This is a genomic window from Salinisphaera sp. S4-8 (assembly GCF_040361235.1).
GTDB lineage: Bacteria > Pseudomonadota > Gammaproteobacteria > Nevskiales > Salinisphaeraceae > Salinisphaera.
This window is the reverse complement of the sequence record NZ_APNF01000002.1, coordinates 388,891-411,833: the sequence shown is the minus strand read 5'-3', so window position 1 is coordinate 411,833 and position 22,943 is coordinate 388,891. Positions and strand designations below refer to the sequence as shown.

The following is a 22,943-nucleotide window of genomic DNA, read 5'->3' as shown; positions in this document are numbered from 1 at the left end:
GAAACGACTGCTAAAGGGGCGGGCGTGCTTATGCCGCGCCGTCCCACTCCAGGAAATTGGCCAGCAACTGCAGCCCGGCCGACTGGCTTTTTTCCGGATGAAACTGCACCGCGAAAACGTTCGGGCGCAGAATCACCGAGGCAAAACGCACACCATAGTCGGTGGTGCCGGCGATATGGCGTTCGTCGGTGGGCACCACGTAATAGCTGTGCACGAAATAGAACCAGCTTGCCGGCGCGATGTCCTTCCACAGCGGATGATGGCGTTCCTGACGAACCTGATTCCAGCCCATATGCGGAATCTTGCGGCGGATGCCGTCGGGCTGCGCGTCGGGCGCGGCAAAATGCACCGTATCGCCGGGGAATGCGCCCAGGCATTCGACGCCGCCGGATTCCTCGGAATGGCCCATCAGCGCTTCGATGCCCAGGCATACGCCCATCAGCGGTTTCTGGCCGAGCTGTTCGCGCAGCATGTCGTCGAGTTCGAGGCGGTGCAGCTCGTCCATGCAATGGCCGATCGCGCCCACGCCGGGCAGAACCAGCCGATCCATGCGCGCGAGCGCGTCCGGATCGAAGCTGACTTCGATCTGCTCGTCAGACGCGACGTAGCGCAGTGCCTTGGCAATCGAGTGCAGATTGCCCATCCCGTAGTCGATGATGCCGACGGTTGCCATAGTATGATCGCGTACGAAGGAAAGAAGGGTTTAGAGGCTGCCCTTGGTGGACGGCATGCTGTCGGCGCTGCGCGCATCGGCGCTGACCGCCATACGCAGCGCACGGCCGAACGCCTTGAACAGGGTTTCGGCCACATGGTGGGCGTTATCGCCCTTGAGCGCGTCCATGTGCAGCGTCAGCGCGCCGGCACTGGCCAGCCCCTGGAAGAATTCGCGTACCAGCTCGACATCGAAGGTGCCGATCTTGTCGCGGGTGAAATCCGCGGCAAAGAACAGGCCCGGGCGACCGGACAGATCGACCACCACGCGCGAAAGCGCTTCGTCGAGCGGTACATAGGCATGGCCGTAGCGGATGATGCCGCGCTTGTCGCCCAGGGCTTCGCGTAGCGCCTGGCCGATACAGATGCCGACATCCTCGACCGTGTGGTGATCGTCGATATGCAGATCGCCCTTGGCGCGCACGTCGAGGTCGATCAGGCCGTGACGGCTGATCTGATGCAGCATGTGATCGAAGAAACCGATACCGGTTTCAGCCGAAAATACGCCGTCGCCGTCGAGATCCAGCGTGACCTGGATATCGGTTTCAGCAGTCTGGCGTGCAATCGTTGCGCGTCGTGCCTTCATGGCCCAATCAAAGCCTGTGGATCACCCCGAGACGCGGGATAATACGCCCATTGGGTGGGCAACGCGAACGCAGCGCTTCGCGGTCATGCTCAAGCCTGCAACCAGAAAGTCACCGGTCCGTCATTAATCAGCGATACCTGCATATCGGCGCCGAAGACGCCCTGTTCGACGTGTTCGGGGTGACGTTCGTGCAATACGGCCACGAACGCGGCGAACAGTTCGCGGGCGCGATCAGGCGCGCAGGCCGTGGAAAAACCGGGCCGATTGCCGCGCCGCGTATCCGCGGCGAGCGTGAACTGTGGCACCGCGAGCACGGCGCGCCCGGTTTGCTGGGCGCTGTGGTTCATGCGCCCGGTCTCGTCGCTGAAAATACGATAGCCGAGTACGCGCTCGGCCAGTCGCTTGGCCTGTGCGGGCGTATCGTCGGCTTCGGCGGCCACCAGCGCGAGTACGCCGGCGCCAATTTCCGCGACACGGGCCGTGTCGATCACGACCGAGGCTTGGGTGACGCGTTGAATGAGCGCGATCACGGCCGGTCGATGAGCGCGGGCGCGGACTCCCGGTGGGCGCGCAGCAAACGCTCGAACGGTGTCGGATCGTGGATATGGGTCACGTCGCCGTCCATGGGAAAGTGGTAATCGATCAGGCGCGATACCCAGAAGCGCAGGGCGGCCGCGCGTAGCATCGCCGGCCAGGCGTCGTGTTCGGCGGCCGTGAGCGCGCGGCGCCGATGATAGGCGCTGATAAAAGCCTGCCAGTGCGCGGCGAGATACGTGCCGCGATCGTCGAAGGCCCAGTCGTTGCAGATCACCGCCAGATCGAACAGCAGATAATCGTGGCAGGCGTAATAGAAATCGATCACGCCGGAGACCCGTTCGCCCTCGAACAGCACGTTGTCGCGAAACATGTCGGCATGGATCACGGCTTCGGGCAGGGCCGGGTAAGTGGTGCGTACGCACTCGCGCTGGAAGGCGATCTCGTCGTCGAGTAGCTCTGCGTTATCGCTATCGAGGCAGCCATTGAGCCGATCGCGTGCCTCGGCGATCCAGGCCAGGCCGCGCGAATTCGGCTGGGCTTCGCCGAAGGAGCGAACGGCCCGGTGCATTTCGGCGACCACGCCGCCCAGCGACGCACAATGACCGGTGGCCGGTGTTTCGATACTCGCCCCGGCCAGCCGGTAGACCAGGGCGGCCGGGCGGTTGCGTACCCGGCTGAGAAAACCACCGTCGTTGCGGGCAACCGGGTGCGCGCCGGGCACCCCGTGGCCCGCCAGATGATCCATCAGCTGCATGAAAAACGGCAGCGAGCCGTTGTCCATCTGCTCGAACAGCGTGAGCACCCAGCGTCCGGTAGACGTATCCACGAAATAGTTGGTGTTGGTGATGCCGGCGCTGATGCCGCGAAAATCCTCGAGTTCGCCGATGGAATAATCGGCCAGCAGCGCACGCAGATCGTCTTCGGTGACGCGTGTATAGACCGACATCAGTCCCCCGCGGTCTGTTGTTTGCGGGCGCGCTTGGCGAACACCTGCATTTCGCGGGCGGCCTGATTGTCGCCGCGGGCCTCGGCCACGGTAATACCGTGTTCGAGCACGTCCAGTCCAGCCACGAGATCGCCGGACTCGACCAGCGCACGGCCATAGAGCTTCCAGGCTGCGGAGTAGTCCGGGTCGTGTGCGACCGCTTCGCCGAGGTGCACGGCCGCCTCGGCAGGCCGGCCTTCCTTGTAGAGCAGCTCGCCGAGTGAAAAACGTAGCAAGGCGTTGTCTTCGCCCGCGGCAAGCATCTTTTCGAGTTGATCTTTCATCGCCATGGCGCCCAGTGTACCGACACGCGTGCTTTTATCGACGCCAGAAAGCAGGCGTGAGGATCACCAGCAGGGTGAAAATCTCCAGACGCCCCAGCAGCATGGCCATGCACAGCACCCATTTGGCCAACCCCGGCAGCCCGGCCATATTGGACGACACTTCGCCCAGGCCCGGGCCCAGGTTGTTGATCGAGGCAGCCACGGCCGAAAACGCGGTGAGTTCGTTGAGCCCGGTCGCCAGCAGAATGAGAAACATGGCCACGAACACGGTGATATAGACGGCGAAAAAACCCCACACAGCCTGGATCACACGATCGGGAATGACCTTGCCGCCCATCTTGATCGGGATTTCGGCGTTGGGATGTACCAGACGGCTGATTTCACGCGAGCCCTGTTTGGCCAGCAGAATAAAGCGTACGACCTTCATGCCGCCGGTGGTCGAACCGGCACAGCCGCCGACGAAACTGCCCAGCAGCAGGAACATGGGCAGAAAACTCGGCCAGAGCGAATAATCGGTGGTGGTAAAGCCGGTGGTGGTGCCGATCGACACGACCTGGAACATGGCTTTGATGGCCGCGTTGGGCAGGGATACATAGGTCCCCGCGATCAGCAGTACGACCGTGGCCAGCAGGGTCGCGCCCACGACCATGAGCAAAAACGTACGGGTTTCCGAGTCGCGCCAGTAGGTCAGCGGGTTGGCGCTGCGCCAGACCGCGAAATGCATGCCGAAGCTGATCGATCCGATGATCATGGCGATGATCGCGGCCAGTTCGATCACGGCATCGTCGTGGTGGCCCAGGGACAGGTCGTGGTTGGAGAAACCGCCGGTGGCGATCGCCGAGAATGCATGGCTGACCGAGTCGAACACACTCATGCCGGCGATCCAGAACACCAGCGCGCATACGCCGGTCAGCGACAGATACAGATACCACAGCGCTTTGGCCGTTTCGCGAATACGCGGGGTAAGCTTCGAATCCTTGACCGGGCCGGGCGTTTCCGCGCGGTAGAGCTGCATGCCGCCGACGCCGAGCATGGGCAGTACCGCCACGGCGAGCACGATGATGCCCATGCCGCCCATCCAGTGCAGCAACTGGCGCCAGAAAAGCACGGCATGGGGCAGCGTATCCAGGCCGACCAGCACCGTGGCACCGGTGGTGGTCAGGCCGGAGACGGCTTCGAATACGGCATCGGTGACGCCGATATCCGGGCGATCGGCCAGATACAGTGGCACCGCACCGAACAGACTCAGCACCAGCCAGAACAGCACCACCACCAGAAAGCCGTCGCGAATCTTGAGTTCGCGGCGTACGTGGCGTACCGGCAGCCAGGCGATCAGGCCGGTGAGCAGGGTGATCACGAACCCGATGGCAAAGGCATCGGCTTCGCCGTCGCCATAGGCCAGGCCCATGATCATCGGCACCAGCATGCTGGTGGAAAAAATCATCAACAGGATGCCCAGCACCCGCTGGACGACCGCGAAATAATAGTTCAGCGACAGATTCATGCGCGCGTAGGCCGCGTTGAACGATAGCCCGCCCGGGCACGTGGTTCGATGGGGCGCAAAGGCATGGACTGGCTATACATACGACACGCCGACCTGGAACAGCTTTTCCACGTCGGCGGTATGTTTCTTCTCGATAATGAAGAGCATGACGTGGTCGCCCGACTCGATCACCGTATCGTGATGGGCGATGAGCACGTCGTCGCCGCGCGCGATGGCGCCGATCGTGGTGCCCGGCGGCAGCTTGATTTCATCGATACGCCGGCCCACGACGCGCGAATTCGAGCGTTCGCCGTGGGCGATGGCCTCGATCGCTTCGGCCGCGCCGCGGCGCAGCGTATGCACGCGCACCACGTCGCCGCGACGCACGTGGGCGAGCAGCGCGGAAATGGTCGATTGCTTGGGCGAAATGGCGATATCGATCTGCGTGCCCGAGGATTCGATCAGATCCACATAGGCCAGCCGGTTGATCAGTGACATCGCCTTGCGCGCACCCAGGCGTTTGGCCAGCATCGCCGACAGAATATTGGCCTCGTCGTCGTTGGTGATCGCACAGAACACATCGACGGATTCGATGTTTTCCTCCACCAGCAGCGATTCGTTGGCGGCATCGCCCTTGAGCACGATCGAGCGGTTGACCTTTTCCGACAGCCAGCCCGCACGCGCCGGATTGTTCTCGATGATCTTGACCTGACAGTGGTTTTCCAGTGCGAGCGCGAGCCGCAGGCCGATATTGCCGCCGCCGGCGATCATCACGCGCTTGACCGGGCGGTCGATCTTGCGCAGCTCGCCGATCACCTTCTTGATATTGCGCCGGGCGGCAACGAAGAACACCTCGTCGTCGGCCTCGATCACGGTATCGCCTTCCGGAATCATCGGTTTGCCGCGCCGATAGATGGCCACCACGCGGGTATCGGCCTGCGGCAGGTGCTCGCGCAACGCGCGCAGTTCCTTGCCCACCAGCGGGCCGCCGTAATAAGCCTTGACGCCGACCACCTGCACGCGGCCCTCGGCGAAATCCACCACCTGGAGCGCGCCCGGGTATTGCACCAGGCGCTTGATGTAGTCGGTGACCAGCTGTTCCGGGCTGATGCTCATATCGATCGGGATCGCATCCTGATGGAACAGGCGATCCTCGAGCAGGTATTCCGATGCGCGGATACGCGCGATCTTGGTCGGCGTATGAAACAACGTATACGCGATCTGGCAGGCCACCATGTTGACCTCATCGGCCGCGGTCACGGCGATGATCATGTCGGCATCGTTCGCGCCGGCGCTGCGCAGGATGTCCGGATGCGCGGCATAGCCGTGTACGGCGCGAATATCCAGACGGTCCTGGAGCGGTCGCAGCAGGGCCTCATCGGTATCGACGACGGTAACGTCGTTGGCTTCATGGGCGAGATTTTCAGCCAGCGTAGCGCCGACCTCGCCCGCCCCCAGAATGATGATCTTCATGCGTTGTAGTGTAGTCCATCGAACCCACGATCCTGCGCAAGCCTGCCAGAAACATCGTCTGCGGTGGGCGCGCCGATGCATGAGTACCACCAGGCACAGCGTTCAGCTAGCTGCAAAAAACCCGGTCGCCCTCTGGGTTTGCGCTCGCCGAAAGCGTAGGATGGCGGCATTCAATTTCGATCATCGCAATCGTGACCAAGGACAACACCACCACTTCCGCCGCCGATCAGCGCTCGGCCGACTGGCTCGATCAAGTGGCCTGGAACGAACAGGGTCTGGTGCCGGCGATAACACAAGCCCACGACACCCAGCGCGTGCTCACGCTGGCTTGGATGAACCGGGAATCGCTGGCGGCGACGATCGACAGTGGTTTTGCAACCTATTGGTCACGTTCGCGTGCCAAGCTCTGGCGCAAGGGCGAGTCGTCGGGCAACTTGCAGCGTATCCGTGAAGTACGGCTGGACTGCGATAACGACGCCGTGCTGCTGATCGTTGAACAGATTGGCGGCGTCGCCTGTCATACCGGACGCGAGTCCTGTTTTTTCCAGGTATACGACAATGGCCGCTGGGTCACCCGCGACCCGGTGCTTGTCGATCCCAGCGATATGTATGGTCTGCATGAGTAATTCGGATATCTTGCGCCAGCTGGATACGGCGCTGGCCAAGCGTCGTGACGCCGATCCGAGCAAGAGTTATACCGCCTCGCTCTACGCCGGCGGCACGGCAGCGATCACGGCCAAGATCACCGAAGAGGCGGCCGAGGTCGTCGAAGCAGCGGGCGAAGCCGACGATACTCACCTGGTGCACGAGGTCGCCGACCTGTGGTTTCACACCATGGTGCTGCTGCAATCGCGCGGGCTGGATGCGTCGGCCGTACAGGCGGAACTGGCGCGTCGCTTCGGCGTATCCGGCATCGAGGAAAAAGCAGGGCGAAACGTGCACGGTACGTCGGCTAACTGATTGAAACGAGGTAGACATGATTGGTGGTATCAGCATTTGGCAGCTCCTTATTCTTCTGGTGATCGTGGTGCTGATATTCGGCACCAAGCGCCTACGCAATCTCGGCGGTGATCTGGGCTCCGCGCTCAAGGATTTTCGCGGGGCGATGAAGGACGGCGAAGCCGACAAGGACGACGAAACGACCCAGGACGCACGCAAGCGCCCGGAAGATCCGCAGCTGGTCGACGATCTGGGCAAGACCAAGCCCAATACCGGCCCGGTCGAGGAAGCCCAGCGCCGCAACGCCCAGAAAAACGAAACCGACGACAAACAGGACTGATCGAGCCGGACACACACTTATGTTCGATATCGGGTTCTGGGAACTGACGGTCATCGCGGTCATCGGCCTGATTGTGCTCGGGCCGGAACGCCTGCCGGTGGTCGCACGCACGTTGGGCACCTGGGTCGGGCGGGCCAAAGGCTATGTGCGCGGTCTGACCAGCGAGCTCGAGCGCGAGGTCAATGTCGACGATATCCGTTCCGAGGTGCGTCGTACGCGCGAGCGTATTGAAGCGGGTACGCGCGATACGGTGGATAGCGTGCGTGAACTTGACCCGCGACAGGCCAACCGCGCGCCACGCTATGTGCAGGCGCCGGTCGATACGCCACAGGCAGGGTCGGCCGACGCCGACAGTGCCAATCCGGTGGCCGACGCGGCGCCCGAGAGCGCGGCCAAGCAAGACGAATCCAGCGCGGCCGAGCGAGCCGACGATAACCAGCGCAACGCATGAGCGACGAAGAACTGGAAGGTCAGGAACAACCGCTGATCGCGCACCTGCTGGAGCTTCGCAGCCGCTTGCTGCGTATCGTCATCGGTATTCTCGTCGTGTTTCTGCCGATGGCGTATTTCGCCCGCGATCTGTTCACGTTCCTGTCCGGCCCGTTGCTCGCGCATATGCCGGAAGGCAACAGCCTGATCGCCACCGGCGTGGCCGCGCCCTTTCTCGCTCCGTTCAAGCTGTCCATGCTGCTGGCGGTGGCGGTATCGTTGCCGTGGACGCTCTATCAGGTATGGATGTTCGTGGCCCCGGGTCTGTATGCCCAGGAGCGTCGGCTGGTCACACCGCTGCTGATTTCCAGTACCGCGCTTTTCTATCTGGGTATGGCGTTCGCCTATTACGTGGTTTTTCCCGTGGTGTTCGGCTTTTTCATTTCCGTGGCCCCGGCCGGGGTCGCGGTGATGACCGATATCTCGGCCTATCTGGATTTCGTGCTCGGCATGTTCCTGGCGTTCGGTATCGCCTTCGAGCTGCCCGTCGGTATTTTTCTCATCGTCTGGGCCGGCTTCGTCACCCCGCGCCAGTTGGCCAGCTATCGTGCCTATATCATCGTGGCCGCCTTTGCGGTGGGCATGCTGCTCACCCCGCCCGATGTCATCTCGCAGACGCTTCTGGCGGTGCCGGTCTATCTGCTTTACGAAGTGGGGATCGTGATGGCGCGCTTGTTCGTGCCCGGCATGCGCGAAGTCGAAGCCCAGCAGGACGAACAGTCCGGCGGGCCATAATAACCGCGATCTCTGGCTGCTTAAGCAGCGATTCATGGCGTGGCTCTAGGCTAGGGCCACCTTTCATCTGCTACAGGACGAAACGCCATGATGAAGAAAACCGCGATCGCACTGGGTCTGGCCATGGTGTCGGGTCTGGGCCTCGCTGCCCAGAACGGCGCCGGCGCGAACACCAGCGTACAGGCTAACGCCGGCCAGACCGGTGCCGGAATCAATGCCGAAGCGGCGATCAATACCCGCTTCGATGCGCTCGATAGCAATGGCGACGGGGTGCTCAGCCGTGCCGAAGCACAGGCCAATCCGCAGATTGCTGCGCTCTACGACTCCATGAATACGGCCGACACCATCGAAGATCGCGCCAAGGAAAGTACGCCCAACGGCATTACCCGGGCCCAGTTTCAGGCCGGCATGCAAGCCGCGGCTTCGGGCTCGGGTAGCGTAGGCCCGGCGGCCTCCGGCGGCGAAACCTACACCATCATGCGCGACGGCAGCCGTCAGCTGAAGCAGGGCGCGTCGAACGCGGCGTCCAAGGCCGCTGGCGGGGTGCAGGGCGCAGCCTCTGCGGTCACCGGTCAGGTCGGCCAGACGGCCAATCAGGCCGGCGCCGAAGTGCGCAGTCAGCAGCAGCGTGCGCAACGTCAGTCGCAGTCACTGCAAAACCGCGCCCAGAAGGGGGTCGGTCGGGCCCAGCAGGGTGCAGCACAAATGGGCCAGCGTGCGCGCACTGGGGCCAGTCAGGCTGCTCAGGGCGCGAGCGTTCAGGGTTCGGTGAATTCCAATACGTCGGTCGAGAGCAGGCAAGGCGCGGGCGTCAACGCGCAGAGCGAAACCCGTATCGAAGCCGACTGAGCCGTTCGACCGGTTGCGAAAATACCCGCCATGTCGGGTGATTGTTGACCCGCTCAAGGGGTCGCCCTCGTACCTTCGGGTACGGGGGCTTTTTATGGGCGTCGCGATGACGGACGTTGTGCACGGGCCAACATGCGCGACTCGGGCCGGCAAGCGCCCGTGCAACACGCCGCGTGTGTATCGTGAACAAGCGCTTGTGGCGCCCGCGCGCCGCACGCGTGTTCACCGTCATAGCCGCGGGTTCGCATTGGGCGCTCATTGACGTTGATGCGCGGCCCGTGTCGTTATAAATAGATCTGCGCGGTCTGCTACGCCGCGCGAGCGTGCGATCAGGGCGATCAGCGCGACAGGGCTGCCAGCAGACATAAAAAAGCCCGGCGCGTGGCCGGGCTCTACGGTTACCGGATAACGGCGTGGTTTTAGCCGTTGCCGCCTGCGGCTGCTGCCGGCATCTGCTGACGCAGTTTGCCACGCAGCTGATCCATGTCGTCGAGCAGCTGCTCGGTCTGGCTATCCTGTTTTTTCATGGCGGCCAGAGTATCTTCCTGAAGCTTTTCGCCGGCCGAGCGGATTTCCGGCTTCTGCAGCGCGGCATCGCGCGCCTGCACCATCTGCTGGCGTTCAGCCTGGAAATCCTTCATCACGGCCTTGCGCTCTTCGTCGCTCAGGTCGCCGGACTGGAGCTTCTGCGCCATTTCCTGGACGCGCTCCTGGCCCTTGTCGACGTCGTAGCCCTGATCTTCGACCGCGTCGCGCACCTTTTCTTCGAAGTTTTCCTGCTGCTTGGCCAGATCCGGGTTGGCCTGAATGGTTTCCTGGTGGATCTGTTGAAGCTTGGACGCTTTCTGGCGGTACTGCTGCATGAGCTGTTGAGCCTGCTGCTGATCCGCGGTGGCGCCATTGCTTTGCGCGGTCGCCAGACCGGGCACGGTGCCGAAGGTCAATGCGGCCAGGGCCAGTGCCGTGATGGTGGTTGCGCGTTTGATCATAGGGTTAATCCGTTGTGCGAATGTCGTTGAACTGTCTGTGACCGCGGCCAAGCCTATCAGTGCCGTAGAAAGGCCTCAAAATCTGCAATCGGGTATCGAAACGGACCCGAATCACCGATTCGAGGCGAGCTTGTCGGCAACACGCGTGGTCTCGGGCAGTCGATAGCGTGTGAGTGCGCTCATCGTGTACGACAGCGCGCTCGTCAGGCCGATACGATGCCCGGACGAGATGAAGATCGGCTTAACGCCCGCCCGTGAACGCAATACCGCGCCGATGGTTTCGCCACGATCGGTAAGTTCGACCCAGGCGCCGCGCTCATCGGGTACGTCGATATGGCGACCGGTCAGGCGCTTTTTGGCCACGCCGATGGTGGGAAGGCCGGTCACCAGTCCCAGGTGGGTGGCGACGCCCAGCCGGCGCGGGTGCGCAATACCGTGGCCATCGACCAGAACGAGATCGGGCAGGGTGGTGAGTTGTTCGAGCGCGGCCAGCGCGCCTGGGATTTCGCGAAACGACAATAGTCCGGGGATATACGGCATGCGGGTCGGCACGCGCGCCAAGGCCGTGTCAATGACTTCCAGTGTCTGTGCATCGAGCACGACGGCTGCCGCGCGGGTGGTGTTGCCGCCGTCCTCGAAGCCGATATCGACACCGCCGAGCCGTGTAACGGCAGGCAGGTCGTCGACGGTATTCACATGTGTGGTGAGCGTTTGCTGTAGGGCGCGACAGCGGCGCGCATCCTGAGGCCAGTCGTGTTCGATGACACGATGACCGTAAGGGCCGGCTTCGATTACACGGACGTCGGCGTCGTTTTCAGGCATCGGTGGCGCTATCGTTTCGATCGACAAAAGCCCGCATGATATCGATGGTTTCGGCGCTCACGTGATGCTCCACACCTTCGGCATCCTTGCGTGCGGTGTCTTCGGAGACACCGAGGGCGCGCAGAAAACGCAGCACCACGATATGCCGGTCGCGCGATTCGGCGGCGACCTGCTTGCCGTAGTCGGTCAGAAAGATCGATCGATACGGTTCGCTGGTCACCAGCCCCGCGTCGGTCATGCGCCGGATCATCTTTCCGACCGTAGCCTGGGTCACGCCCATGCGCTGGGCGAGTTCGACCGCGCGCGCTTCGCCCTTGGCGTCGATCAGGTCGGCGATGAGCTCGACATAGTCTTCGACCAGCTCGGTTTCATGTGCCTTGCGCACATGACTGTACTGGCGTGCGTGTTCCTCGGGGTGGAGCAGTTCGCCCGAGGTATCGCCGCGCAGGACGTGGTCGAGATGTTGAAGCGGTTCGTGTGCGCTCATAACGGCGTGATTATAACGGTTATGGGGTCCGCGGGTCGCCGGACTGACGCAGGGCGGCAATGACCTCGACCGTGCTCGGACGCACGCCGCGCCAGAGCGCGAACGATTCCGCGGCCTGTTCGACGAGCATGCCGAGCCCGTCGCAGCGTCGTGCCACGCCCTGCGCGGCCACCCAGCGCAAAAATGGCGTGGGCACGTTGGCATAGAGCATGTCGTAGGCACCGCGTGCCCGGGCGACAATCGCCGGCGACAGATCCGGCATTTCGCCGCCGAGCCCGGCAGAGATCGCGTTGATGACGAGGTCCCAGCCGTCTTCCTCAGTGTTTAGCGGGCAGGCGCGTACCGTGCCCATATCGGCGAAATCGTGCGCGATCGTCTCGGCCTTGGCGACGGTTCGATTGGCGACACAGATCTCGGCTGCGCCCTGTTCGAGCAGCACCGGTACGACGCCGCGTACCGCACCGCCTGCGCCCAGGATGAGAATCCGCGCCCCGGCGATGGCCGTATCCAGGCCGCGCTCCAGATCGCGCGCCAGGCCGATACCGTCAGTGTTGTCGCCCAGCAGCGTGCCGTCGTCGCGACGAGCCAGCGTATTCACTGCACCGGCGCGTTGGGCTCGATCGGTCAAGCGATCGGCATAGGCAGCGGCTTCGGTCTTGAATGGCAGGGTCACATTCAGCCCCGCGCCGCCATCGGCGAAGAAGGTGGCGACGGTCGCAGCGAAGGCGTCGGGTTCGGCGGGCAGGCGCTCGTAGGTCAGATGTTGGCCGGTCTGGCGCGCGAAGGCCGTATGAATCGCCGGCGATTTGCTGTGTTCGATCGGATGGCCGATGACGGCGTAGCGATCTGGCGGTGCATTCATATCGATGGTTCGGATTCGCAAGAAACAATGGGCTCCACAGCCGGCGCAGCGGCGCTGCCACCGGCATGATGTAGCGAGGCGATATCGCGTGCATCCGGGTCCAGACAGGCGCGCAGGACGTCGTGAACCGGAATATCGCGCATGCAGGCATTGTGGCCGAGCGGACAATGGCGCTCACGACAGGGCGCACAGGCCAGATCGAGCCAGAAACGGGCTTCGGCCGGCGCCAGCGGCGGCGCATAGTCGGGGTGCGTCGAGCCGTAAATAGCGAGCACGCGCGGTGCGGCAGCCGCAGCCAGATGCGTTACGCCGGTATCGTTGCCGACGAATGCGTTGGTCAACGAGGCGATATCGGCGATATCGACCAGCGAGGTGCGTTCGCACAGGTTCACGCCATGACGGGGCGCTGCTGCGGCCAGCTCCGCAGCCAGCGTTCGGTCGGCGGCGCTGCCGAAAATCCAGGTGGCGATGCCGCGTCGGTCGAGCTCTGCCGCCAGCCGCGCGAAATGCGTGGCCGGCCACTGCTTGGCGCCGCCATAGGCCGCGCCCGGAGCGAAGCCGATCGCCGGGCGCGTCCGGTCCAGACCAAGTTGTGTGATCAGGTCCGTGCGCCGATCGGAATCGATTTGCAGCTTTGGCCGATCGAGTTCGCCCAATTCATCGCCTTCGGCGGCCAGGCCCAGCAGCGCATAGTGTTCGACCTTGCGCGGATAGAGCGAGGTGTCGAGCGTGCGCACATCATTGATCAGGCCGTAGCGCATTTCGCCGAGATAGCCCGTACGCCGGTTAATGCCCGCGAGCCAGGGTACGAGCGCCGCCTTGGCGCTGCGCTGGAGCACAATCGCCTGGTCGTAGCCGCGCGCGCCGAGCTCGCGTGCCGTGCGCCGGCGCGCGCCGAGTGCGATTTCGCGATGGCCGATTTCCATGCGGACCGCGTGATCCACCTCGGGCATGCGCTCAAGCAGATTGGCGGTTACCGAGGGGGCGAGTACGTCGATACGCGCGTCAGGCAAACGCGCGCGCAGCAGCATGAACAGGCTCTGGGCCATGACCATATCGCCGATCCAGCTCGGGCCGACGATCAGGATTCTCGGCTGGTTTTCGACGGTCGCGGTCACGATTGGGCTTGTACGGCGTCTGTGTCGGCGCGCCGATATTGTCGACGACAGCTAACCAGCGTGTAGTAGCCGGCAAACACGGGGAATATCCACAGCCAGGAACTGATGGTCTTGCTGTGTTCGTGCCGATACACGCTGGGTGCGTATACCGCGATCCAGTAGGCGACCACGATAAACAGGATGCAGTAGGCACGCGCGAGCCGATCGCCATGCGCATGTCGTAACAGCACAGCGGCCCCGGCGCAGGCAACGCCCGCAGTTGAACAGAACAGGCCAAACTTACGCAACGCTTCGTATGTGTCGCTGTCCGGCAGATGCAGAAAGGAGTTCCCGGTCGCGATGGCCGCGACCGCAATTGCGGCGAGCGTCATGAATCGAATCCGGCCGGTGGATATCGCACGCGTATCCAGACTGACGGCAGCGGCGGTCGCGAACAAAAGCCAGCCGGACAGTTCCAGCGGCTCTTCGAGCACGCCGAATATGTTGGCCCATGTTGCGAGAATGCTATCGGAGATTGGTAACCCGAATACGTTTTTGAACTGGATATGGGTTGTGTGATCGCCCAGCTGGCCTAGAGCTGGCACGACAACGCCCATCACAAGCAGCGCGATTGCTGCGAACGAACGTGCAAGGACAAGCTCGACGGTCATCCAGATCAGCAGAACCAGAAGAAACTGCGGCCGAATATCGTCCCGCATCAAATTGTTTTCGCTAATAAGCGAGATGGTAAAGAACAGGATGAACAGCGCAGCCAGTCGAACCCGTCGGGGCTCGCCGTCTACGTAGGCGTTATAGGCAATAAGCAGCCCGATCAGGCAGGCGACGAGCGATACGACTTCGGTGAGCATGAATTCGCCCGTATCGTTTATAAACGGCGCGATCGTGGCCCGCCCGCTGGCGCAAAAGCCGGCTTCCCAGCCGATACGACAGCCTGCTGAGAGTATGAAGGTCACGGCCGCGACAGCCGCGATTGCTATAATCCATCCTGTCTTAGTCATTGATTGGTTTGCGTTGGTTCTCGAGGGGCTAATTCGGGTGCATTGCATCGATGCACGCCGTGGGACCGAGCGCAAATGGCAAATCACTTGGGCGATCTGCGTGCGCGGTCGGCCCGAGAGAATCTATCAGAGATCAGTTTATGGGGCGCGATAAGGGCCGTCAGGGGCTGCGCTTGACGCATTATGTGAGTTTGAGCGGCTTCGGTGGGGTGGAGCAGCAGTTCGTGACTTTTGCCGCGCGTGCAGCGCGCCGGCATGGGGTCGAACAGTCCGTGGTGGTCTGCAGTACCAAGATCCATGCCCACCATCGCGCACTGCTGCCCAATTTCGAGGACTGGCGCTACGAAAAGAAGCTGTTCGGCTTCAAGCTCGGTCAGCATCCAGCCGCGCTGCGGCGTACGCGTTACCGCTGGCTCGGGCGTCGTTTCAAGCCGGATGTCGCCTTGCTCTGGAATCGACTGGATCAGCACACACGCGTGATCGATGCGCTGGGTGTGCGCCGCTGTCTGTACTGGGAGCACGGCTCGGCCTGGCTTGCTGGCGACGATCGTGCCCGTGCCGATGTACTCGCACGCCTGCCTGCGGTTCTATGCAATTCCCAGGCGGCCAAACGCATGCTCGAATTGCGGTGGGGCTATGAAGGTGTGGTGCGCGTTTGCCCCAATGGCATGCGTAACCGGCATACGGTGAAAGAGTTCAAACAGCTGCCGCGGGATCAAAGCCTGCATATCGGCGTGGCCAGTCGCCTGGTGCCGGTCAAGGCCACGTGTCTGGCCTTGCATGCATTGGCAGCACTGCGAGCCCGCGGCATCAATGCCAACATGTCGATTGCCGGAGATGGGCCGCTACGCGCCGAACTCGAACAATTGGCACAATCCCTGAATATCGCCACCCATGTGCGTTTTCTCGGCGTGGTCAAGGACATGGCGTTGTTCTTTTCGCAGATTGATGTGTTGCTGCATCCAGCGCTACGCGAACCGTTTGGTGTGGTCGCGGCCGAGGCCGGGGCGATGGGCTGCCCGGTGGTCTGTACCGCCGTCGACGGATTGCCGGAAGTCGTGGCCCACGAACAGACCGGCCTATGTGTTGCGCCGACCGCGGATCTGGTGCGGTATCGCGAACTCGGCGGCGTGACCGATGATCTGCCGCCCGCCGTTTATATACCGGGCCGGGATTCGATCGAGGCGCCGACGATCTGCGAACCAGCGGCGCTTGCCGATGCGGTGATCGAGATCACCCGCGATGCAGAGCGGTTCGCGGCGATGAGCGATGCCGCCATGCGGCGTATCGCAGAGCGCTTCGATTTCGATCGCCATGTCGATGACGTGATGGCCGCTGTGAACGAATACCATGCCACCGGAACGCTCGAGCCGCGCGCATGAGTCTTGAGCGTGTTTTGCACTATGTCAGCCTCGACGGCGCGGGCGGCGTCGAACAGCAGTTCGTGGAATTCGTACAGACTGCTCGCCGGCTGCAAGACGTTGAACATGCCGTGGTCGCGTGTGGGCGTCGTATTCACCCGCTGATCGAAAAACGGCTCGACCAACGCACACCCGTGTTGTTCGAAAAATATGCAAAGGGTTTGAAGCTGCCGAAATGGCCACAGGTCATCCGCCGCCAGCGCCAACGTCATATCATGACGGCGACTCGTCCGGACGCGGTGGTGATCTGGAATCGCCTGCGCGATAGTCTGGATACGCTGGCTGCCGCGGGTGCGAAACGGTGTATCTACTGGGAGCGTGGCGCGAGCTGGTTCGCGGGCGATACCGTGGCCAAGCGGGATTTTCTTGCGGCCGTTCCGGCGGTTATCTGTAATTCCTATGCCGCCCAACGCATGCTCGAGCTGCGTTGGAACTATAGCGGGGAAATCCGCGTCATCCACAACGCGTTACGGCCATCGTTGTTGCCGGCGATCGCCCCCGAACCGCGGACATGTCCAGACAAGGACAGACTCACCCTGGGCGTGGTCGCACGTCTGGAATCGATCAAGGGTGTGGCGGTTGCACTGCACGCGCTCGCGCATTTGCGCAAGCATGGCTACCGCGCAACGCTGCGTATTGCCGGCGATGGGCCAGAGCGCGCGCGTTTGCAGCAGCTGGCCAAAACGCTGAATATCGCCGATTACGTGGTATTTGAAGGGTTGGTGGCCGATATGGCCGCGTTCTATGCGGATATCGATCTGCTCGTGCACGCCGCGCTGCGTGAACCGTTCGGTCAGATCGCGGTCGAAGCGGGCGCGTATGGTGTGCCGGCCGTGGTTAGCGCAGTGGATGGGTTGGTTGAGGTCATCGAGCACGAACGTACGGGTCTGTGCATCGAGCCGACACTGAGCGTGGCCGATTATCGCGCGCTCGGCGCTGGCGACGACGATTTGCCGCCGCAGGTCTACGATCCGGCGCAGGATGCGATCGTCGCCCCGCGCGCACTCGATCCGCAGACGCTATGCCGGGCTATTATGGATATCTGTAGCGATGGCGCGCGCTATGCGCGCATGAGCGAAGCGGGTGTGGACGCGGCGCGGCAGCGCTTTGTATTCGACGATCACGTGCGTGCTGCGCTGGGCGCAATCGCGTCGTTCGTGGACACTGGGCGGCTAGCCCCGGCGGCGCGTTCATGAGCACGACCAGCAAGCGCATTGCCATCGCCTTTCGCGGAATCGGCGATATTGGCGGCACGAACAACACCATCACCGATCATGCCCGCTATTTTTGCAAGCTCGGTCACCAGGTCGATCTGATCGGCGGCAAAGTGCACAAGGGCGGTGTCACACCGGATATGGGGCGCGCCGTACGCATTCAGCGCCTGCCGGTGCTCAGCCGCTACAAGTGGCGCTGGTTTGCCGCGCGCGCCCAGCAGTATATCGATCAGCAGAACTACGATTTCGTGGCCGGGCACGGGCATCATTATCGGCAGGATGTGTTGTCGATGCACAATTGTCTGCATCTGGCGCATGAGCTGTTGCACGGCGATGCCCTCGACGCCCGCGGTACGCTGGCCGAAATCCACGACCGGATTTTCGCGGAGGACGGTTTTAAGCTGTGTATCTGCAATTCCAGGCTCATGCGAGACGACCTGTCGCAACGCTACGGTGTGGACCCTGAGCGACTGCCAGTTATCTATCCCGGTTATCGCCCGGCCCAATTCAACCGCGGCGACCGGCAGCGCTACCGCGACGCGGTGCGCGAAGAGCTGGGCTGCGACGAACACACCACACTGATCGGCCTGATCACCTCGGGCGATTACCAGAAGCGCGGGCTGGATATTCTGTTGCATGCCTATGCGACGCTGGAGGACGGCCTTCGCCAATCGAGTATGCTGCTCGTGCTGGGCAAGCAGGCGAGTTCTTCGTTTTTCATGGCCGAAGCACGCGCGCTCGGCATCGCCGATCGCATGCGCTTCGTGCCGCACACGCTCAGCCCGCAGCGTTACTTCCATGCCCTGGACATCTGTGCGCATCCGGCCCGTATCGAAGAGTTCGGTCAGGTCGTGCAAGAAGCCTTTGCTTGTGGCGTGCCCGTGGTGACCAGCAAGCGCGTGGGCGCGACGGAACTGCTGCCGAAGAATCTGTACGACGCGCTACCGGAGGCGCCGAGCGCCGCCAACATCAGTGCCCAGCTCGAGCGACTCATTCGCAACGAGCCCGAGCGCCGGGCGATCGCCGAACAGATGATCGAGCAGGTGCGCTGCAATACGGCCGAAGCGAATTTCAATGCAACGCTGGCGGTGTATCGCAGGGCGGGGCTGGACATCGAACTGCCGGCAACGGCCGGCTGAAATACCGTAGGGAGTGCCTGAAGACCCTTCAGGGATGTGGGCGATGCGGTGTAACGCCCGCTAATGCAGGCGATCAGGTTTTTTTGACCTGGATCGATGCGCGTAGCAGTACCGCCAGCCCGTTCGCTGTTCTGGTGCAGGATTACCGGAGTGTGGCCCCCAGTGCCCGGGCTTTGGGCCAGCGTTCCAGTTGCATGCGCAGGCGCTGGTCGAAATAGCGCCACTCCTCGGCATGTACGTCATTGCGGGCCGTGCGCTCAAGCATCTGGCGCATGTGGAGAAAGCCCTTCTCCAGTTTCGCTGGCGTATTGGCGAATCGGATGTCGTTATCGATCCAGATCAGCTGATCGCCCGAACCCCAGCCAATATTGCCGAAGTGCCCGTCCTTATGGATCAGGCCGTGGCCGTGTAGCCGGGCCATATCGGCTGCCAGGTCGTCGAAAAAAAGTCGTCGATCCGCTGCGTTCTCCGATTCGCGGATGAAGCGCAGCGACGTCTTGAAACCTTCGATTTCCTCCATGAACAGAATCGATTCATAGGGGGCGAAAGGTGAAATCGACACCGCCCAGCCGTGCACGCGTGGGGCTTCCAGTCCAGCATCTTGCAGCCGAAAAGCGCTTCGCCACTCGCGTCTGGCCTGGGCGTTCACATATTTTCGTAGCGTATCGCGGGGTTGGCTGCGAGGACGAATAACCTTGGCCAGTATCGGCTTCGAGGTCGGTGCACGGAAAAGCTCGGAATGTGGCCCCTTGGTAAACGGTTGCCAGCCGCTGATCCCGGGCAGCGAAAATCGCGCGGGCGCATGCATGCGCCAGATCCCAGGCACAGGGCCGGCAGAACTAACCCAACGTGTGCAATATCTCATGTGCGCGATCTGCGGCCGGCCGCGTCAATCGGCCAGCCAGCGTGCCGCGTCCTTGGCGAAATAGGTCAGAATGCCGTCGCAACCCGCCCGTTTGAAGCTGCCCAGGCACTCGAGTACAGCCGCGCGTTCGTCCAGCCAGCCGTTGTCGATCGCGGCCTTGAGCATGGCGTATTCACCGGACACCTGGTAGGCGAAGGTCGGCACGCCGAAGGTCTGCTTCACCCGATGAATGATGTCGAGATAGGGCAGACCGGGCTTGACCATGACCATGTCCGCGCCTTCCTTGAGATCGAGCGCGACCTCGCGCAGGGCTTCGTCGGTATTGGCCGGGTCGACCTGATAGGTGCGCTTATCGGCCTTGCCGAGATTGGCCGCCGAGCCAACCGCTTCGCGAAAGGGGTTGTACAGGCTGGAGGCGAACTTGGCCGCATAGGACATGACCAGCGTATTTACGTGGCCCTTGTCTTCCAGCGCGTTGCGCATGGCCTGGATACGCCCGTCCATCATGTCCGAGGGCGACACGATATCCGCGCCGGCATCGGCATGGGCCAGGGTCTGGCGCACGAGAATATCGATGGTCGGATCGTTGAGCACATAGCCGTTGTCGTCGATCACGCCGTCCTGGCCATGGCTGGTATAAGGGTCGAGCGCGACATCGGTCATGACACCGAGCTGCGGGAATTCACGTTTGATTGCGCGAATCGCCTGCGGTACCAGCCCATCCGGGTTGGCGGCTTCTTCTGCGTCCGGCGTCTTCTTACTGGCATCGATCACGGGAAACAGCACGACCGCCGGAATGCCGAGCGCGACCACATCGGTCATTTCACGCAACAGCCCCTCGAGGGTATGTCGCTGTACGCCGGGCATGGCGGCGACATCGACCGGCTCGCCTTCGGTCACGAAAACCGGGTAGATCAGATCGTCGACCGACAGCCGGGTTTCGCGCGACAAACGCCGAGCGAAGTCGCTTGCGCGACCGCGGCGCATGCGGGTAGCAGGATAGTGACCGGGAAACGTGTGGGGCATGATAAACCTGCGCTCAATCAATCGGGTGCTTCACGATATGCGTATGCCTTATGCAGCTTTCAACTCCTGCTAACATTGTGCACAACCTAATCAAGCGCGAGGCGGTGCCATGCGCCCGATGACAACAAGCGCGGCCACGACCGATTTCCCGCCGATCCGGCGGGATCGACTGCATACATTGCAGATGAATTTGGGTTATCTGTGCAACCTGGCCTGTACGCATTGTCATGTCGAGGCCGGGCCCAAGCGAACCGAGCTCATGGACGCGGCGACCATGGATACGGCCCTCGAATTCATCGCGGCTCAGAATATTCAGACCCTGGATGTCACCGGTGGCTCGCCGGAAATGCATCTGCGTTTTCGTGAGTTCATGCGTGACGCCAAGGCGCTTGGCGTGCATCTGATGGATCGCTGCAACCCCACGATTATCGAGGAGCCCGATTATGAATGGGTGCCGGCGTTTCTTGCCGAGCACGAAGTCGAAGTGATCGCCTCGCTGCCCTGCTATACCGCCGACAATGTCGATGCCCAGCGCGGCAAGGGCGTATTCGACGACAGTATCGCCGCGCTGCAAAAGCTCAATGCGCTGGGCTACGGCCAGCCCGATAGCGGGCTGACGCTCAACCTTGTCTACAACCCGGGTTCGCCGTCGCTGCCGCCGCCGCAGGATACGCTCGAGCAGGATTACAAGCGGTTTCTGGCCGATCGTTTTGGCATTGTGTTCGATCACCTGTTCACACTCGCCAACATGCCGATCAAGCGCTATGCGCATATGTTGCTGCGCGAACAGCGCATGGGCGAATACATGCAACTGCTGCGCAGCGCGCATCGCCCGGATAACCTTGCCAGCGTCATGTGTCGCGGGCTGATCAGTGTGGACTGGCAGGGCTATGTCTACGACTGCGATTTCAACCAGATGCTGAGCATGCCACTGGCCGGCGGCGGGGCGACCCACCTGCGTGAACTGGTCGATTACGACTTCGCGGGTCGTGCGATCGCCGTGGGCGATCACTGCTACGGCTGTACCGCCGGCCAGGGCAGTAGCTGTGGCGGCGCGCTCAACTAGCGCATGCCGTTATCCGGATTGTGCGGCAATTGAGCCGCGCCCATTTTCCCGCCAGACTAGGCGGATCGACTAATAGTGAGTCCATGCATGACTAGCGCAAGCGTTTTTGCGTGTCGTTTCGACGTAGCGTCTGTCGTCGTTCAGGCGCGCGTCGACGCATTGGCGCCGGTGGCCGAAGATGGGTGCGCCCATGGCTGAACGCGACCAGCTCACCGAATGGCTCGCCGCCACCGCCCGCGGCGACGAACAGGCCTTTCAGCATCTGTATGCGGCGACGTCGTCGCAACTCTATGCATTGCTATTGCGTATTCTGCGTAATCCCGAACGCGCGCAGGATGCGCTCCAGGATGCCTATGTGCGCGTTTGGCAGAAGGCCGATACCTACACGCCCGAACGCGGCGCGCCGTTGACCTGGCTGTTGTCGATCGCGCGTTATCGTGCGCTGGACGTACTCCGGCGCAAACGCCCGGAAGTGGCCATGCCCGAGGAACCCGACATGGTGGCGACGCTGCTCGAAGACGAGCAGTCCCTCTCGCCGCTTGAGGAAAACGAAAACCAGCAGTCGCTGGATGCGATCAACGTCTGTTTGCAAACCCTGCAACCCCAGCAACGCGATAGCGTGCTGCTGGCCTACTACGAAGGCCTGACGCACCAGGAGCTTTCCGAGCGCCTCGATGCGCCGCTGGGCACGGTCAAGAGCTGGATACGCCGCGGCCTTCTACGGCTGCGCGAATGTCTCGCGGAGCGTGCGTAATGGCCGAGTCCGAACACGAGCAACGTATATTGGAGGCGGCGCAGTACGTACTCGGCACGCTCGATAGGCGTGAGCGCAGCCGTTTTGAAACCCGGCTCATGCATGATGCCGGCGCGCGCCGTGAGTTGGCCTACTGGGAGACACGGCTGGGCGCACTGGCGCTTGCCTTACGCCCCGCGGAGCCACCGGCGGCGGTCTGGGATCGGATCACCCAAGAACTCGGCCTGAAAACCGCAACGCCGACGGCGACACGTTCGGCAGTGCCCGTTGCCGCGCGACAGCCCGCGGCCAACGATCGCAGCGTGGGGCTGTGGCGTGGTCTGGCCCTGGTGGCATCGACCGCGGCGCTGGTGATGGCCGGGTTGCTGTTTACCGGTTCCACCGAGCGTGGCGACGAACCCGGGGCCGCCGCGGCGCCCGCGTATGCCAGCATGGTCTACGACGAGTCGACCGGGATGAGCTGGCTGGTCACTGCGCATGCCAATAGTCACAAGATGAGCGTGGTCGCCATGGGCGATTACGATGTGCCCGAAGGCAAGGTGCTGCGCGCCTGGCTCAAGCCGAAGAACGGCGAACCGGTGCTGCTCGGCAAGTGGCCGAATACGCATGGCGACCATGAAATGGTGGTCTCGGATAGCGCGGCCAGGCACATGGACGAGCCGGCCCAGCTCATGGTGTCGATGGAAGATGCGACAACCAAGGCGCAGGCCGCAGCGCCCAGCGGCAAACTCATGTGGACCTCGCCGATTGCCCGGCGTACCGGTTGATCAG

The 22,943-nt window shown here is 62.6% G+C and carries 27 protein-coding genes; 12 read left to right on the top strand and 15 right to left on the bottom strand.

The window, feature by feature from the left end:
* Positions 1-28: 28 nt before the first annotated feature.
* From hisH to trkA, 7 genes are all read right to left on the bottom strand, one after another.
* The gene (gene hisH / locus S4A8_RS04485; RefSeq protein WP_353179490.1) at positions 29-673 is read right to left on the bottom strand and encodes an imidazole glycerol phosphate synthase subunit HisH; all 645 of its coding nucleotides are present in this window, start codon (positions 671-673) and stop codon (positions 29-31) included.
* A gap of 30 nt (positions 674-703) precedes the next feature.
* A complete protein-coding gene (gene hisB, locus S4A8_RS04480) occupies positions 704-1,297 on the bottom strand; it encodes an imidazoleglycerol-phosphate dehydratase HisB (protein ID WP_353219195.1) in 594 nt (197 codons plus the stop codon).
* 89 nt (positions 1,298-1,386) lie between these two features.
* Entirely contained in the window at positions 1,387-1,827 is a 441-nt protein-coding gene (gene dtd, locus S4A8_RS04475; protein WP_353179486.1) for a D-aminoacyl-tRNA deacylase, read from the bottom strand.
* Entirely contained in the window at positions 1,824-2,780 is a 957-nt protein-coding gene (locus S4A8_RS04470) for a homoserine kinase (RefSeq protein WP_353219194.1), read from the bottom strand. Before S4A8_RS04470 ends, dtd begins: the two co-directional genes overlap by 4 nt.
* Positions 2,780-3,109 (bottom strand): tetratricopeptide repeat protein, encoded by a 330-nt coding sequence (locus S4A8_RS04465; protein WP_502950700.1) that lies wholly within the window; start codon positions 3,107-3,109, stop codon positions 2,780-2,782. The genes S4A8_RS04470 and S4A8_RS04465 overlap by 1 nt, the downstream gene beginning before the upstream one ends.
* A gap of 28 nt (positions 3,110-3,137) precedes the next feature.
* On the bottom strand, positions 3,138-4,607 hold the full coding sequence (locus S4A8_RS04460) for a TrkH family potassium uptake protein (RefSeq protein WP_353219193.1): 1,470 nt from the start codon (positions 4,605-4,607) through the stop codon (positions 3,138-3,140).
* A gap of 72 nt (positions 4,608-4,679) precedes the next feature.
* Positions 4,680-6,059: a Trk system potassium transporter TrkA gene (trkA, locus tag S4A8_RS04455; RefSeq protein ID WP_353179480.1), complete on the bottom strand. Its 1,380-nt coding sequence runs from the start codon at positions 6,057-6,059 to the stop codon at positions 4,680-4,682.
* Positions 6,060-6,250: 191 nt separating this feature from the next.
* Here trkA and hisI point away from each other — a divergent pair, with 191 nt between their 5' ends.
* The 6 genes from hisI to S4A8_RS04425 all read left to right on the top strand — a co-directional run bounded on the left by hisI (position 6,251) and on the right by S4A8_RS04425 (position 9,411).
* Positions 6,251-6,685: a phosphoribosyl-AMP cyclohydrolase gene (gene hisI / locus S4A8_RS04450; protein ID WP_353179478.1), complete on the top strand. Its 435-nt coding sequence runs from the start codon at positions 6,251-6,253 to the stop codon at positions 6,683-6,685.
* Positions 6,678-7,019, top strand: coding sequence for a phosphoribosyl-ATP diphosphatase (locus S4A8_RS04445; RefSeq protein ID WP_353179476.1), 342 nt, complete (start codon positions 6,678-6,680; stop codon positions 7,017-7,019). Before hisI ends, S4A8_RS04445 begins: the two co-directional genes overlap by 8 nt.
* Positions 7,020-7,035: 16 nt before the next feature.
* The gene (tatA, locus tag S4A8_RS04440; RefSeq protein WP_353219192.1) at positions 7,036-7,338 is read left to right on the top strand and encodes a twin-arginine translocase TatA/TatE family subunit; all 303 of its coding nucleotides are present in this window, start codon (positions 7,036-7,038) and stop codon (positions 7,336-7,338) included.
* A 19-nt stretch (positions 7,339-7,357) separates the two neighbouring features.
* Entirely contained in the window at positions 7,358-7,789 is a 432-nt protein-coding gene (gene tatB / locus S4A8_RS04435; protein WP_353179473.1) for a Sec-independent protein translocase protein TatB, read from the top strand.
* Positions 7,786-8,562, top strand: coding sequence for a twin-arginine translocase subunit TatC (gene tatC, locus S4A8_RS04430; protein ID WP_353179471.1), 777 nt, complete (start codon positions 7,786-7,788; stop codon positions 8,560-8,562). The genes tatB and tatC overlap by 4 nt, the downstream gene beginning before the upstream one ends.
* 87 nt (positions 8,563-8,649) lie before the next feature.
* On the top strand, positions 8,650-9,411 hold the full coding sequence (locus S4A8_RS04425) for an EF-hand domain-containing protein (RefSeq protein WP_353179469.1): 762 nt from the start codon (positions 8,650-8,652) through the stop codon (positions 9,409-9,411).
* Positions 9,412-9,830: 419 nt separating this feature from the next.
* Here S4A8_RS04425 and S4A8_RS04420 read toward each other — a convergent pair whose 3' ends face one another.
* The 6 genes from S4A8_RS04420 to S4A8_RS04395 form a co-directional block, all read right to left on the bottom strand.
* Positions 9,831-10,400: a hypothetical protein gene (locus S4A8_RS04420; RefSeq protein ID WP_353179468.1), complete on the bottom strand. Its 570-nt coding sequence runs from the start codon at positions 10,398-10,400 to the stop codon at positions 9,831-9,833.
* A gap of 111 nt (positions 10,401-10,511) precedes the next feature.
* Positions 10,512-11,222 carry a deoxyribonuclease V gene (gene nfi / locus S4A8_RS04415; RefSeq protein WP_353179466.1) on the bottom strand — a complete coding sequence of 237 codons (711 nt, stop codon included), beginning with the start codon at positions 11,220-11,222 and terminating at the stop codon, positions 10,512-10,514.
* Complete coding sequence (gene mntR, locus S4A8_RS04410; RefSeq protein ID WP_353179464.1) at positions 11,215-11,709, bottom strand: manganese-binding transcriptional regulator MntR; 495 nt, start codon at positions 11,707-11,709, stop codon at positions 11,215-11,217. The genes nfi and mntR overlap by 8 nt, the downstream gene beginning before the upstream one ends.
* A 19-nt stretch (positions 11,710-11,728) precedes the next feature.
* Positions 11,729-12,571, bottom strand: a complete 843-nt coding sequence (gene aroE / locus S4A8_RS04405; protein WP_353219191.1) for a shikimate dehydrogenase — start codon at positions 12,569-12,571, stop codon at positions 11,729-11,731.
* The gene (gene waaF / locus S4A8_RS04400) at positions 12,568-13,689 is read right to left on the bottom strand and encodes a lipopolysaccharide heptosyltransferase II (RefSeq protein ID WP_353219190.1); all 1,122 of its coding nucleotides are present in this window, start codon (positions 13,687-13,689) and stop codon (positions 12,568-12,570) included. The genes aroE and waaF overlap by 4 nt, the downstream gene beginning before the upstream one ends.
* Positions 13,686-14,537 carry a hypothetical protein gene (locus S4A8_RS04395; protein ID WP_353219189.1) on the bottom strand — a complete coding sequence of 284 codons (852 nt, stop codon included), beginning with the start codon at positions 14,535-14,537 and terminating at the stop codon, positions 13,686-13,688. The genes waaF and S4A8_RS04395 overlap by 4 nt, the downstream gene beginning before the upstream one ends.
* 290 nt (positions 14,538-14,827) lie before the next feature.
* On the opposite strand from S4A8_RS04395, the gene S4A8_RS04390 reads away from it, so the two are divergent.
* Genes S4A8_RS04390 through S4A8_RS04380 form a run of 3 tightly spaced genes read left to right on the top strand, consistent with a single transcriptional unit; the run spans position 14,828 to position 18,461 of the window.
* On the top strand, positions 14,828-16,069 hold the full coding sequence (locus tag S4A8_RS04390; RefSeq protein WP_353219188.1) for a glycosyltransferase: 1,242 nt from the start codon (positions 14,828-14,830) through the stop codon (positions 16,067-16,069).
* Complete coding sequence (locus tag S4A8_RS04385) at positions 16,066-17,304, top strand: glycosyltransferase (protein ID WP_353219187.1); 1,239 nt, start codon at positions 16,066-16,068, stop codon at positions 17,302-17,304. Before S4A8_RS04390 ends, S4A8_RS04385 begins: the two co-directional genes overlap by 4 nt.
* Positions 17,301-18,461: a glycosyltransferase family 4 protein gene (locus tag S4A8_RS04380; protein ID WP_353219186.1), complete on the top strand. Its 1,161-nt coding sequence runs from the start codon at positions 17,301-17,303 to the stop codon at positions 18,459-18,461. Before S4A8_RS04385 ends, S4A8_RS04380 begins: the two co-directional genes overlap by 4 nt.
* Before the next feature lie 142 nt (positions 18,462-18,603).
* Here the strand turns inward: S4A8_RS04380 and S4A8_RS04375 are convergent, their stop codons facing one another.
* Both S4A8_RS04375 and hemB read right to left on the bottom strand, forming a co-directional pair.
* Positions 18,604-19,269: a lipopolysaccharide kinase InaA family protein gene (locus S4A8_RS04375; protein ID WP_353219185.1), complete on the bottom strand. Its 666-nt coding sequence runs from the start codon at positions 19,267-19,269 to the stop codon at positions 18,604-18,606.
* Between the two features lie 81 nt (positions 19,270-19,350).
* On the bottom strand, positions 19,351-20,352 hold the full coding sequence (hemB, locus tag S4A8_RS04370; RefSeq protein ID WP_353219184.1) for a porphobilinogen synthase: 1,002 nt from the start codon (positions 20,350-20,352) through the stop codon (positions 19,351-19,353).
* A gap of 109 nt (positions 20,353-20,461) precedes the next feature.
* On the opposite strand from hemB, the gene arsS reads away from it, so the two are divergent.
* The 3 genes from arsS to S4A8_RS04355 all read left to right on the top strand — a co-directional run bounded on the left by arsS (position 20,462) and on the right by S4A8_RS04355 (position 22,939).
* A complete protein-coding gene (arsS, locus tag S4A8_RS04365) occupies positions 20,462-21,418 on the top strand; it encodes an arsenosugar biosynthesis radical SAM (seleno)protein ArsS (RefSeq protein ID WP_353219183.1) in 957 nt (318 codons plus the stop codon).
* A gap of 190 nt (positions 21,419-21,608) precedes the next feature.
* Positions 21,609-22,172 carry a sigma-70 family RNA polymerase sigma factor gene (locus S4A8_RS04360; protein WP_353219182.1) on the top strand — a complete coding sequence of 188 codons (564 nt, stop codon included), beginning with the start codon at positions 21,609-21,611 and terminating at the stop codon, positions 22,170-22,172.
* Positions 22,172-22,939, top strand: coding sequence for an anti-sigma factor (locus tag S4A8_RS04355; RefSeq protein ID WP_353219181.1), 768 nt, complete (start codon positions 22,172-22,174; stop codon positions 22,937-22,939). Before S4A8_RS04360 ends, S4A8_RS04355 begins: the two co-directional genes overlap by 1 nt.
* Positions 22,940-22,943: the final 4 nt, after the last annotated feature.

What these genes read in the sequence shown, in the direction of transcription:
- nfi (WP_353179466.1), bottom strand. Translation starts at nt 11,222, where the DNA reads ATGCCTGAAAACGACGCCGACGTCCGTGTAATCGAAGCCGGCCCTTAC.
- hisB (WP_353219195.1), bottom strand. Translation starts at nt 1,297, where the DNA reads ATGAAGGCACGACGCGCAACGATTGCACGCCAGACTGCTGAAACCGAT.
- S4A8_RS04360 (WP_353219182.1), top strand. Translation starts at nt 21,609, where the DNA reads ATGGCTGAACGCGACCAGCTCACCGAATGGCTCGCCGCCACCGCCCGC.
- S4A8_RS04395 (WP_353219189.1), bottom strand. Translation starts at nt 14,537, where the DNA reads ATGCTCACCGAAGTCGTATCGCTCGTCGCCTGCCTGATCGGGCTGCTT.
- tatB (WP_353179473.1), top strand. Translation starts at nt 7,358, where the DNA reads ATGTTCGATATCGGGTTCTGGGAACTGACGGTCATCGCGGTCATCGGC.
- S4A8_RS04445 (WP_353179476.1), top strand. Translation starts at nt 6,678, where the DNA reads ATGAGTAATTCGGATATCTTGCGCCAGCTGGATACGGCGCTGGCCAAG.
- S4A8_RS04385 (WP_353219187.1), top strand. Translation starts at nt 16,066, where the DNA reads ATGAGTCTTGAGCGTGTTTTGCACTATGTCAGCCTCGACGGCGCGGGC.
- S4A8_RS04465 (WP_502950700.1), bottom strand. Translation starts at nt 3,109, where the DNA reads ATGGCGATGAAAGATCAACTCGAAAAGATGCTTGCCGCGGGCGAAGAC.
- trkA (WP_353179480.1), bottom strand. Translation starts at nt 6,059, where the DNA reads ATGAAGATCATCATTCTGGGGGCGGGCGAGGTCGGCGCTACGCTGGCT.
- S4A8_RS04390 (WP_353219188.1), top strand. Translation starts at nt 14,828, where the DNA reads ATGGGGCGCGATAAGGGCCGTCAGGGGCTGCGCTTGACGCATTATGTG.
- aroE (WP_353219191.1), bottom strand. Translation starts at nt 12,571, where the DNA reads ATGAATGCACCGCCAGATCGCTACGCCGTCATCGGCCATCCGATCGAA.
- S4A8_RS04425 (WP_353179469.1), top strand. Translation starts at nt 8,650, where the DNA reads ATGATGAAGAAAACCGCGATCGCACTGGGTCTGGCCATGGTGTCGGGT.
- S4A8_RS04375 (WP_353219185.1), bottom strand. Translation starts at nt 19,269, where the DNA reads ATGCATGCGCCCGCGCGATTTTCGCTGCCCGGGATCAGCGGCTGGCAA.
- mntR (WP_353179464.1), bottom strand. Translation starts at nt 11,709, where the DNA reads ATGAGCGCACACGAACCGCTTCAACATCTCGACCACGTCCTGCGCGGC.
- tatA (WP_353219192.1), top strand. Translation starts at nt 7,036, where the DNA reads ATGATTGGTGGTATCAGCATTTGGCAGCTCCTTATTCTTCTGGTGATC.
- S4A8_RS04460 (WP_353219193.1), bottom strand. Translation starts at nt 4,607, where the DNA reads ATGAATCTGTCGCTGAACTATTATTTCGCGGTCGTCCAGCGGGTGCTG.
- arsS (WP_353219183.1), top strand. Translation starts at nt 20,462, where the DNA reads ATGCGCCCGATGACAACAAGCGCGGCCACGACCGATTTCCCGCCGATC.
- hisH (WP_353179490.1), bottom strand. Translation starts at nt 673, where the DNA reads ATGGCAACCGTCGGCATCATCGACTACGGGATGGGCAATCTGCACTCG.
- S4A8_RS04470 (WP_353219194.1), bottom strand. Translation starts at nt 2,780, where the DNA reads ATGTCGGTCTATACACGCGTCACCGAAGACGATCTGCGTGCGCTGCTG.
- S4A8_RS04380 (WP_353219186.1), top strand. Translation starts at nt 17,301, where the DNA reads ATGAGCACGACCAGCAAGCGCATTGCCATCGCCTTTCGCGGAATCGGC.
- S4A8_RS04355 (WP_353219181.1), top strand. Translation starts at nt 22,172, where the DNA reads ATGGCCGAGTCCGAACACGAGCAACGTATATTGGAGGCGGCGCAGTAC.
- S4A8_RS04420 (WP_353179468.1), bottom strand. Translation starts at nt 10,400, where the DNA reads ATGATCAAACGCGCAACCACCATCACGGCACTGGCCCTGGCCGCATTG.
- hemB (WP_353219184.1), bottom strand. Translation starts at nt 20,352, where the DNA reads ATGCCCCACACGTTTCCCGGTCACTATCCTGCTACCCGCATGCGCCGC.
- tatC (WP_353179471.1), top strand. Translation starts at nt 7,786, where the DNA reads ATGAGCGACGAAGAACTGGAAGGTCAGGAACAACCGCTGATCGCGCAC.